The sequence below is a fragment of the Franzmannia pantelleriensis genome (assembly GCF_900102875.1).
GTDB lineage: Bacteria > Pseudomonadota > Gammaproteobacteria > Pseudomonadales > Halomonadaceae > Franzmannia > Franzmannia pantelleriensis.
The window spans coordinates 1-9,662 of sequence record NZ_FNGH01000027.1; the positions used below are offsets into that span (position 1 = coordinate 1).

The 9,662-nt window shown below is 64.2% G+C and carries 11 protein-coding genes; 8 read left to right on the forward strand and 3 right to left on the reverse strand.

Going from position 1 to position 9,662, the window contains the following annotated elements; translation table 11 throughout:
- Positions 1–10: 10 nt before the first annotated feature.
- Positions 11–1,240, reverse strand: coding sequence for an ISL3 family transposase (locus BLT16_RS20120; RefSeq protein WP_089660599.1), 1,230 nt, complete (start codon positions 1,238–1,240; stop codon positions 11–13).
- Between the two features lie 166 nt (positions 1,241–1,406).
- Between BLT16_RS20120 and BLT16_RS20125 the strand changes: the two genes are divergently transcribed.
- Both BLT16_RS20125 and BLT16_RS20130 read left to right on the forward strand, forming a co-directional pair.
- Positions 1,407–2,276: a WYL domain-containing protein gene (locus BLT16_RS20125; protein ID WP_089660728.1), complete on the forward strand. Its 870-nt coding sequence runs from the start codon at positions 1,407–1,409 to the stop codon at positions 2,274–2,276.
- Between the two features lie 74 nt (positions 2,277–2,350).
- Positions 2,351–3,298, forward strand: coding sequence for a glycerophosphodiester phosphodiesterase (locus BLT16_RS20130; RefSeq protein WP_089660729.1), 948 nt, complete (start codon positions 2,351–2,353; stop codon positions 3,296–3,298).
- 85 nt (positions 3,299–3,383) lie between these two features.
- On the opposite strand, the gene BLT16_RS20135 is transcribed toward BLT16_RS20130, so the two are convergent.
- Positions 3,384–4,067 (reverse strand): phosphate signaling complex PhoU family protein, encoded by a 684-nt coding sequence (locus tag BLT16_RS20135; RefSeq protein WP_089660730.1) that lies wholly within the window; start codon positions 4,065–4,067, stop codon positions 3,384–3,386.
- A 25-nt stretch (positions 4,068–4,092) separates the two neighbouring features.
- Entirely contained in the window at positions 4,093–5,277 is a 1,185-nt protein-coding gene (locus tag BLT16_RS20140) for a Na/Pi symporter (protein ID WP_245701783.1), read from the reverse strand.
- A gap of 131 nt (positions 5,278–5,408) precedes the next feature.
- On the opposite strand from BLT16_RS20140, the gene BLT16_RS20145 reads away from it, so the two are divergent.
- The 6 genes from BLT16_RS20145 to BLT16_RS20165 form a co-directional block, all read left to right on the forward strand.
- Positions 5,409–6,584 carry a UbiH/UbiF/VisC/COQ6 family ubiquinone biosynthesis hydroxylase gene (locus BLT16_RS20145; RefSeq protein WP_089660731.1) on the forward strand — a complete coding sequence of 392 codons (1,176 nt, stop codon included), beginning with the start codon at positions 5,409–5,411 and terminating at the stop codon, positions 6,582–6,584.
- Positions 6,585–6,635: 51 nt separating this feature from the next.
- Positions 6,636–7,304 (forward strand): hypothetical protein, encoded by a 669-nt coding sequence (locus tag BLT16_RS20150; RefSeq protein ID WP_089660732.1) that lies wholly within the window; start codon positions 6,636–6,638, stop codon positions 7,302–7,304.
- Positions 7,305–7,424: 120 nt separating this feature from the next.
- On the forward strand, positions 7,425–7,571 hold the full coding sequence (locus BLT16_RS20875) for a hypothetical protein (RefSeq protein WP_176817293.1): 147 nt from the start codon (positions 7,425–7,427) through the stop codon (positions 7,569–7,571).
- Positions 7,571–8,302, forward strand: coding sequence for a metal ABC transporter ATP-binding protein (locus tag BLT16_RS20155; protein ID WP_089660733.1), 732 nt, complete (start codon positions 7,571–7,573; stop codon positions 8,300–8,302). The genes BLT16_RS20875 and BLT16_RS20155 overlap by 1 nt, the downstream gene beginning before the upstream one ends.
- Complete coding sequence (locus BLT16_RS20160) at positions 8,299–9,189, forward strand: metal ABC transporter permease (protein WP_089660734.1); 891 nt, start codon at positions 8,299–8,301, stop codon at positions 9,187–9,189. The genes BLT16_RS20155 and BLT16_RS20160 overlap by 4 nt, the downstream gene beginning before the upstream one ends.
- Before the next feature lie 33 nt (positions 9,190–9,222).
- The coding region (locus tag BLT16_RS20165) for a metal ABC transporter solute-binding protein, Zn/Mn family (RefSeq protein WP_245701784.1) at positions 9,223–9,662 on the forward strand (440 nt) is incomplete at its 3' end.

Genomic DNA, 9,662 nt, shown 5'->3' on the forward strand with positions numbered 1-9,662 from the left:
GGCTCTTCCCTTATTTCAGTGGGTTAGGGGTCATTTCCAGCCCGCCGAAATGAAACAGGATCGCCGTTTTGAAGCGCTCTTTGCTGCGGTATCCCTTAGCCCTGACTCGCAGGCCCCGGATCCTGCCGTTCAGTGCCTCGGCCAGTCCGTTGGAAGCCTTAAGCCGCATGGCGTTGAGAATGCCCCAAAGTTTCTCTTCCACTTGCTCGGCAGCGGTCACCACCGGCCGAATATCAGACGCCTTGGCCAACCGAATCCACTCTTGCCAAGCGGCTCGGGCACCACGCACGCGGTTACCTTTCCAGATGTTCCGCGCTTTTTCCTTGAGGTACCACGCGATCGTGGTATTCGAGAACTGGCTCGATAGCCAATTCAGAGTGGCGCGCTCTCGCTCATCCAGCCTGTCTCGGCGCTTCAGCCAAGAGTAGCGCGACTGATGGGCTGTCCGGCGCAGAGAGGCGTCTACCGAATGGAGTTCGGACTTACGCGTCGCATTAAGCGCATCGTTCAGAGTCTGGGCGATATGAAAGTGGTCGAAGGCAATCTTGCGGCGCGCCTTCTCAACATGAACGAACGTGGCCTTGCGATAGGCAGGGCTCATGTCCATTGAGACGGATTCGATACTGGCGCGTTGCGCTTTCGTGAGCGACAAATAGCATCGCGACAGACTGTCGGCAGACTTGCCATCTTCGACGACAATTACCCGCCCTTGGTGATTCGAGAGGATGGTGACGTAGTCGTGGCCCTTACGGAAGGCGGTTTCATCCACTGATAGAAAGCGCACATCCGGGGATGTCCTTGCCGCCAGGCCTCTCCGAACTGCCCGCTTCATGATGCCGTCAATGGCCGTCCAGCTCAGTTGCAGTTGCCGACTGACAGCCTGGATCGATGCCTCCTTCAGCCATTGAATCACCAGGGCCTCAAAGAGCGCGGTGTAGCGACTGTTGCCTTCTGCCCAGGGCACCTGGATCGTCCGGCAGCCATGCTCTGGACAGCGGACACGAGGCACATCCGCCACCACCTTGGTCTGGAACTGGCAGGTATCAAGATGCCGCCACTGACGGCGTCGCTTGTCGTAACGTGGAGCGGGCTGATCACACTGGGGACAGCACAGATTCGCAGAGGTATCGCACTCGACCTGCACCTCGACCAAACCACTGATCTCATCAAGGTCCACATCGCTGACGAACCACGGGGTAGAAAGGCCGAGAATACGTTCGTAGAGCTGGTTCTGATCCATGGTCTCCCCATCACAGTGTGATCATGACAGGGACTATGGTGGTAGAACGGAAGGCCAGATGGAACCAGCACCCACTACATTAGGTGATGACCCCCAAGAAACCAGCATCTTTTTCAGGCAGATGTTGAGATAGATCATGGCATTCAGAGAGTCGCAAGGAGTTCGCATGCTCGATACTGCACCACTACCCTGGGACACCCTCGCCCGTTACCGGCTGATCGAGATCCTGGCGCTTTGGGAGGGCCGGGTGGTGGCCTCACAGATCGGCGAAGCCTTCGGGATCGGGCGCCAGCAGTCGCAAAAAGTCCTGCGCCGATACAGAGAGCTAGCCCCAGATAACTTAGCCTATGACGAGTCGCGCAAAGGGTTTCTTCCCACTGATCGGTTTATTGGCCATTTCACCCAAGGTCGGGTTGAAGAGTACCTGCATCTGCTAGGGGCGGGTCAGGGGTTGGAGTCGCCCTTCGCCGGTCTCGGGCTCGGGGCTGCCGATACTGAGTCGTTGCCTTTGCCGAGTCGCAAGGTGTCACCTGACGTGGTACGCGAGTTGGTAAAGGGAGCGCGTCAGCAGCTGCGGTTGGAGGTGTCCTACGCTTCTTTTACCAACCCTCGGGGCGAAGAAAGGGTCATCGTACCCCATACCCTGGTATATGCAGCAGGGCGCTGGCATGTACGGGCTTTCTGTGAAAAGCATTTGTCATATCGGGACTTCGTATTGAGTCGCTTCCGCGATATTCCAGAGCCTTGTGGAGGGATGCTGGGAGAGCATGGCCGAGAATGCGATAGCGACTGGCAAACCATCGTCAGCGTAAAGCTAATTCCAGACCAGCGATTGCCTGAGCCAGAGCGTCAACTGATAGCGTTAGACTACGCAATGAAAGCGGGGACATTGGAGCTGTCATGTCGTGGTCCACTGGTGCTCTATGCTCTGCGTGAATTGGGCGTCAACCCCAACCACACCGAGACCGACCCTCGCGCCCAGCAGATTCAGATCGCCAACGCGGCCGAGCTCAAACACTGGATCCGCTGGGACTGACCGTGTCCCCCACCTTGCATCCCCCACCCCACCTCAGTACGGTTGTTGATTGAACATTCAATAAAGGATTCACTATGCGTTCCAACCAGAGCCGCTTCTCTCGTCTAAGCCTGCCCTTCGCCCTGCTTGGCGGTGGCGCCCTGTTGCTGCCGCTCTCCGCCCAGGCCGATGCCCTTCAGCAGCAGTTGGATGATCTGCAGGACTTTCAGGTGATCGCCCACCGCGGTGCCAGCGGGCACGCGCCGGAGCAGACCCTGCCGGCGCTGGAACTGGCCCAGGAGATGGGGGTGGACTACCTGGAGCTGGATATCCAGATGACCGCCGACGGCGAGCTGGTGGCCTTCCACGATGTGACCGTCGACCGCGCCACCGACGGCGAAGGCGAGCTCAAGGATCTCACCCTCGAGGAGCTCAAGGCGCTGGATGCCGGCAGCTGGTTCAACGAGGCCTACCCGGCGTTTGCCGATGACGCCTATGCCGGGGTGGAGGTCCTGACCCTGGGCGAGGTCATCGAGCACTTCGGCAACGATGCTCGCTACTACCTCGAGACCAAGTCGCCAGAGCTCTACCCGGGTATCGAGGAGGCGATGGTTGAGGAGCTGGAGGCCCACGGCCTGATCGAAGATGGCCTGGTGGTCATCCAGTCGTTCAGCCAGGAGAGCCTGCTTGCGGTGCGCGAACTGAACGACCAAGTGCCGCTGGTGCAGCTGGTGTGGTACTACCCCGAGGATGACGGCGAGCAGCTGGTGGAGTGGACCGGGGTGACGCCGGGGCCGCAGGAGATCAGCGATGCGGACTTTCAGGCGATCCGCGACTATGCCGTTGGGATCGGCACCAACCTGACTTACGAAGACGAGCTGCAGGTGATCGATGCCGGCTTCGTCGAGCAGGCCCAGGCCAACGACCTGCTGGTGCACGTCTATACCATCAACGAGCAGGACGATATGCAGATGCTGCTCGACTGGGGCGTCGACGGTATCTTCACCGACTTTCCCGACCGCTTGAATGCGCTGGTCGAGTAAAACCCTCGACCCTCCACAATGCTTGAACGCAACGCGCCGCCCCTCGGGGCGGCGCTTGGCGTTATACACAACCTCGGCGAGGGCGTTACTCCGCCTCGTCGCCTTCTTCGTGATAGAAGTCGAGGTCCTCGAGCTGGCCGACCACCGCGGTGGCGATATTGGCCAGGTGTGAGGCGACCCGTTTGTAGTGGCGCGCCAGCAGCGAGTAGGCCACCGCCTCGTGGAAGGCGACCTGCTGGTCGTCCTTGAACAGCTCCTCGATCAGGTGGTCGCCCTGGGCACGAATGCCGCGCGCCATGGAGAGCACCTGGCGCGCCTTGGCCTCGTCGGAGTCGCGGGTGGCGCTGACCATCATGCCGAACATGCGGCCCATCTGCTCGGCCATGCCGTCCAGCGGCCCCTGGTAACGCGGTACGTGGAAGCCTTCGCTATACAGGCTGCCCACTTCGAAGACGTTCTTGCAGTAGTCGCCGATACGCTCAGCGTCCTTGGCGACGCTCATCAGTGCCAGACAGATGGCCACGTCGTGGCCGGGGTTGACGGTGAGGTGGCGCAGCACCTTGCGGCGAATCGAGCGCTCCAGCTCGTTGATCGCCCGGTCGCGGTCGTAGAGCGGCTGGCGCACCTCGTCGGCAGGTACGGTGCTGTAGAGCACGTCGTTGGCGCGGGCGAACATCCACTCGCCGTGCTCGAGCATGGCGGTGAGGTCCTCGAAGGCCTGGTCGAGGGTGTTCTCCGAGGTCAGGGCGGTGTAGAGCTGACGAAACATGTGACGGTCTCCCGGTGGGCCGCGCTTAGCGCAGGCTCATGAACAGTTCGGTGGCGGCGATGCCGGCCAGCGGTACGACGAAGAACACGCCGATCAGGAACAGGAAGGCATAGCGGGTCTGTTTGGCCGCCAGTTTGCCGTACCAGCTGGCGGCGCGCAGCGGGATATGGCGCATCGGCCACCAGATCGCGGTGCCGGTGAGGTTAAAGATGACGTGGAACAGGGCAACGGTCATGGCGGCTGCGATAGGATTGGCGGTGGCGGCCAGCACACTGGTCACGGTGGTACCAAGGTTGGCACCCATCATGAACGGCAGCACCCGGCGCATGCGCACCACCCCGGCTCCGGCCAGGGGTACCATCAGGCTGCTGGTGATGGTGCTCGACTGCACCAGCACGGTGGAGACCACGCCCACGCCGTAGGCGCGCAGGTCGGTGCGGAAGAAGTAGGTGCGGAACAGGCCGTCCATGTGGCGCAGCAGCGCGCCGCGCAGGTTCTGGACCATGAAGATCAGCGCGGCGAACATCAGCAGCATGCCCAGGCCGGCGACCAGCAACCCCTGGGCCGGCGAGGTGGGCAGCAGGAAGCCGCCAATGGCGTTGACGGCATCGACGATGGGCGCGGTAACCACCTTGATCGGGCTGTTGGGACGGGCGACCTCCTCGAGGCCAATCAGCTCCGCCAGCCAGCCGGCCAGACGCGTGAATACACCGCGGCCGGCCTCATGGAACATCCCGCTCAGCCACTCGATGGGGAACACCACCGCCACGGTGAGGATGTTGAAGAAGTCGTGCATCAGCGCCGCGGTGAACGAGCGTCGAAAGTTGCGCTTGATGCGCATGTTGGCCAGGGCCACGATGACCCCGGTGACCGCGGTGCCGATATTGGCGCCCATGATGGCGAATACCGCGGTGCCCAGCGTCATCTCGCCGCTCGCCACCAGCGTCACGATCAGCGCCGAGGTGAACGACGAGCTCTGCACGATCATCGTCACCAGCACGCCGGCCAGCAACGCGATGAAGGGGTTCTCACCGTAGGCGAAGGCACGGGTCAGAAAGTCGCTCTCGGCACCGAAGGTGCCAAGGCCCGAGCTGAGCACGTTGAGAGCGGCCAGGAACAGGTAGAGGCACAGCCCGGCATAGATGCCGCGCATCCAGGCCGGGGTTTCACGGCGCGCCTGGCGCTCGAAGGCCGGCTGATCAGAGGGCAAGGTGGGGCGATTCGTCATAAGTGAGTAGCTACCGTGTGGGTCCGCGGGTGGTATGACGGTTTAATGACGCTTTGATGTCAGCGCGCACCCTATCGAGCATAGATGACAGTTTGATGACATAAAGGACACGCATGGCGAATTCTGCACAGGTGGTCATTGTCGGCGGCGGTATGGTGGGTGCCGCACTCGCCGCCTCGCTGGGTCAGGCAGGCCTGACGGTGGCACTGATTGAAAGCGGCCAGGCCCCCACGCTACCACGCGACGACCGTTTCGATCTGCGGGTGTCGTCGCTGAACCTGGCCGCCGAGCAGCTGCTGGCCGGGGTCGGTGCCTGGGAGCGGATCCCCGCCGCGCGGCGCTGTCCGTTTCGGCGCATTCAGGCCTGGACCCGACAGGGTCACGACGAAGCGAGCTTCGATGCCGAGAGCCTCGGCCACGACGCCTTCGGCAGCTTCGTCGAGAATCGCTGGATCCGCGCCGCGCTCTGGGCACGCCTGGCCGAGCTGCCGACGGTGAAATGCCACTGCGGGGTACGGCCGATGGTGCTGCGCCAGGCGGCCAGCGAAGCCGAGCTGGAGCTCGACGACGGCACCCGCCTGACCGCCTCGCTGATAGTCGGCGCCGACGGCGCGCGCTCGGCGCTGCGCGAGCTCTCCGGCATTCAGGTCGAGAGCGGCGACTACGACCAGCGCGCGCTGGTGATCAATGTCGCCACCCGGCTGCCCCAGCAGGATGTCAGCTGGCAGCGCTTCACGCCCGAGGGCCCCCAGGCGATGCTGCCGTTGCCCGGCCACCATGCCTCGCTGGTGTGGTATGGCAAGCCGGATACCATCACTGCCCTGGAGCGGCTCGACCCGGAGGCGCTGCGGCTCGCCGTGGAGCGCGACTTTCCGTCCCAGTTGGGTGGCCTCGAGGCGGTGCTCGGTCAGGCCAGCTTTCCGATTCGCCGTCAGCATGCGCGGCGCTATGCCGCCGAACGCTGCGTGCTGATCGGCGATGCCGCTCATGTGATCAGCCCGCTGGCGGGGCAGGGCCTCAACCTCGGGCTGCAGGACGTCATTGCCCTGAGCGAGCGATTGATAGCCGCGCATCGGCTCGGCCAGGATCTCGGCAGCCCGCGGGTGCTGGACGGCTATGCCCGCCAGCGGCGACCGCAGACGCTAGCGATGATCGCCGCCACCGAGCTGCTGCACCGGGTGTTCACCGGCGCCGCGCCACTGCGCCGACTAGGCAGTGCCGGGCTTGCCGTCACCCAGCGGCTGCCGCTGGCCAAGCGGCTGATGATGCGCCAGGCGATGGGGCTATGAGCCCGCCAAAGGCACTATAGTAGAGACGACACTCACCACCCGGAGCCTGCCATGCGTTTCTCAACCGCCGTGATCGCCAGCCTGGCGCTGCTGCTGAGCCTGCCCCCCGTCGCCTTCGGGCAATCCTTGTCGCAGGAGTGGCAGGGCTACGACGATGCCCTGGCCCGCGGCGAACGCCACGCCAACCTGTGGCAGGCGAGCTGGGTCGGCATCTACGGCGCGAGCCTGGGGCTCAATGCCTACCAGGCCAGCGAAGCGAGCGACCGCGACGACCGCTACGATGCCCGGGTCGGGGTGGTCAAGTCGGCGCTGGCGCTGGGCGGCATGTTCCTCAACCGCCAGCCTCACCCCGAGGCGTACCGCAACTTCCGCGCCCTTGAAGAGGGCGACGACCTCGACCGTGCCCGGGCGCTGATCCGCGAGACCGCCGCCGACGAGCAGCAGCGCCGCTCCTTCGAGGCGCGTCTTGGTTCGCTGGCGGTAAATACCGCCTCGGGGCTGCTGATCGGGGTCGGCGACGGTCGCGGCCGCGATGGTGCCATCAACTTCGCCACCGGCATGCTGATCAGCGAACTACAGCTGCAAACCCAGCCGCGCCAGGCCGGCCACGCCCTCAACCGCTTTCAGCCCGCCCAGGCCTCGCTCGGCGAGCTGCGCTTCGACTACGAGTACGCGCTGCTGGCCAGCCCTGAGCAGCTAGGAGTAGCGATCCGCTACTGACGTTTGGAGCCGCATGCCCATGGCCGCTATCATTAGCGGCCATTTTTGCTGTCACCGCCAGCGCGGCTTCTCAACCCATCTGTTATGTTATAACCTTCTTGTCATTCGCGAGGTATTGTCATGGCGCACCGTCACCATCATCGGCCCGAAGGGCCGTGTCACTTTTCCCTGATGTCGCTGGCAGCCGGCCGGAGGCTGATGCTGGTTGCGGTGCCGCTGGCCGGGCTGTGGCTGGCGGTCTCCTGGGCCGCGGGGTGGTGGTCCTGATGTCACGACTGCGCCTCAACGACCTGCAGCTCGCCCAGGGCGGCCGAACCGTGCTGGAGCACGTCAGCGGCAACTTCGAGGACAGCGCCATCACCGCGCTAATCGGGGCCAATGGCGCGGGCAAGAGTACCCTGATCCAGGCGATCATGGGGGAGCTGGCGCCGATCCACGGCCGCATCGAGTGTGACGTGCCCAAGGAGCGGCGCGCCTGGCTGCCCCAGCAGCTGGCATTGGACCTGACCTTCCCGATGAGCGTGGAAGAGCTGATCATGACCGGCACCTGGCCTAGCCATGGCGCGTTCAAGGGCTACTGTGGCCCGCACTATCGCCAGGCCCGCGAGGTGATGTCCCGCCTGGGCATTACTGACCTGGCCCACCGCCCGCTGGGTGAGCTCTCTGGGGGACAGCGCCAGCGCGCGCTGCTCGGCCGTACCCTGATGCAGGAAGCCGAACTGCTGCTGCTCGACGAGCCATTTGCCAACGTCGATGTCGAGACCGTCGAGGTGCTGATGGGCGTCCTGCGCGATATGGCCGCCCAGGGCGCCACCATCATCGTGGTGCTGCACGACCTCGAGCAGCTCTCGCGGCTGGCCGACTGCGTGCTGGCCCTGGCCGGCGGCCACGCCCGCTGGAGCACCCCGGAGGCAATTGTCGAGCGCCATCAAGGCGGCACGCAGCGGCATCATCATGCGCCGATCCTGCCTCTCGACATGCCGGGGTTGTCGCCATGATCGCGTTGCTCAACGAGTGGTTTATCGCCCCCTTCGACTATGGCTTCATGCGCCGCGCCTTCGTGGCGGGCATCGCCCTGTCACTGGCTGCGCCGCCGCTGGGGGTGTTTCTGGTGCTGCGCGGCATGAGCCTGATCGGCGACGCGATGGCCCATGCCATCCTGCCCGGCGTGGCGCTGGGTTTTCTGCTGGCAGGCTTCTCACTGCCGGCGATGAGCCTGGGCGGCATTCTCTCAGGACTGCTGGTGGCCGGGCTCGCCGGCAGCGTGTCGCAAATGAGCGGCCAGCGCGAGGACGCCGCCATGGCCAGTTTCTTCCTGATCTCGCTGGCCGCTGGAGTGATGCTGGTGTCGCTGGGTGGTAGCAGCGTCGACCTCACCCACGTGCTGTTCGGCTCGATCCTGGCCGTCAACTCCAGCGCACTGTTCCTGATCGCCGCCATCAGCAGCCTGATCGTGGTGTGCATGGCGTGGATGTTCCGGGCCATGGTGGTGGAGTGCCTGGATCCACTGTTCCTGCGTGGCCAGGGCAATCGTAATGGCCTGGTTCACGGCCTTTTCCTGGCGCTGGTGGTGCTCAACCTGACCGCCGGCTTCCAGACCTTGGGCACGCTGATGGCCGTGGGCCTGATGATGCTGCCGGCCACCGCGGCACGCTTCTGGAGCAAGCGCCTCGAAGGGCTGATCTGCATCGCTGTGGTGTGGGCCATGGTCGCCAGCACCGGCGGGCTGCTGCTGTCCTATCACCTGTCACTCCCGTCCGGGCCGAGCATCATCATGCTGGCCGGGGTGGGCTATATCGCATCCGCACTTTTCGGGCGCTATCACAGCTTGATGGCCAAGCTGCGGCGCCGCGCCACGCCGCTGGAGGCCGCCGAGGCCGGATAGCGCACTTTTCAATGCATCACAATGAGGTACGCCATGAGAACTAAGCCCTTCGCCCTTAGCCTGCTGCTCGGCAGCGCCGGCCTGGTCGCCCTGTCTCCACTGCAGGCCGACGAGCGCATCGAGGTGGTGGCCAGTTTCAGCATCCTGGCCGATATGGTCCACAACGTCGGCGGCGAGCGCGTCAATGTCACCTCGCTGGTCGGGCCGGACAGCGACGCACATGTGTTCTCGCCCAGCCCCACCGAGGCGCGCGCCATCGCCGAGGCCGATTTGGTGGTGTTCAACGGCCTGCAGTTCGAGGGCTGGATGGAGCGACTGATCGACTCCAGCGACTACAGCGGACCACTGGTCACCGCCACCGACGGTATCGAGCGCATCCCCTATCATGGTCACGACCACGGTTACGCCCACGGCCATGACGATCACGACGACCACGATCATGACCATGGCCACGACGACCACGACCATGACCA

What these genes read in the sequence shown, in the direction of transcription:
- BLT16_RS20875 (WP_176817293.1), top strand. Translation starts at nt 7,425, where the DNA reads ATGGCGCACCGTCACCATCATCGGCCCGAAGGGCCGTGTCACTTTTCC.
- BLT16_RS20145 (WP_089660731.1), top strand. Translation starts at nt 5,409, where the DNA reads ATGGCGAATTCTGCACAGGTGGTCATTGTCGGCGGCGGTATGGTGGGT.
- BLT16_RS20125 (WP_089660728.1), top strand. Translation starts at nt 1,407, where the DNA reads ATGCTCGATACTGCACCACTACCCTGGGACACCCTCGCCCGTTACCGG.
- BLT16_RS20150 (WP_089660732.1), top strand. Translation starts at nt 6,636, where the DNA reads ATGCGTTTCTCAACCGCCGTGATCGCCAGCCTGGCGCTGCTGCTGAGC.
- BLT16_RS20160 (WP_089660734.1), top strand. Translation starts at nt 8,299, where the DNA reads ATGATCGCGTTGCTCAACGAGTGGTTTATCGCCCCCTTCGACTATGGC.
- BLT16_RS20135 (WP_089660730.1), bottom strand. Translation starts at nt 4,067, where the DNA reads ATGTTTCGTCAGCTCTACACCGCCCTGACCTCGGAGAACACCCTCGAC.
- BLT16_RS20155 (WP_089660733.1), top strand. Translation starts at nt 7,571, where the DNA reads ATGTCACGACTGCGCCTCAACGACCTGCAGCTCGCCCAGGGCGGCCGA.
- BLT16_RS20120 (WP_089660599.1), bottom strand. Translation starts at nt 1,240, where the DNA reads ATGGATCAGAACCAGCTCTACGAACGTATTCTCGGCCTTTCTACCCCG.
- BLT16_RS20130 (WP_089660729.1), top strand. Translation starts at nt 2,351, where the DNA reads ATGCGTTCCAACCAGAGCCGCTTCTCTCGTCTAAGCCTGCCCTTCGCC.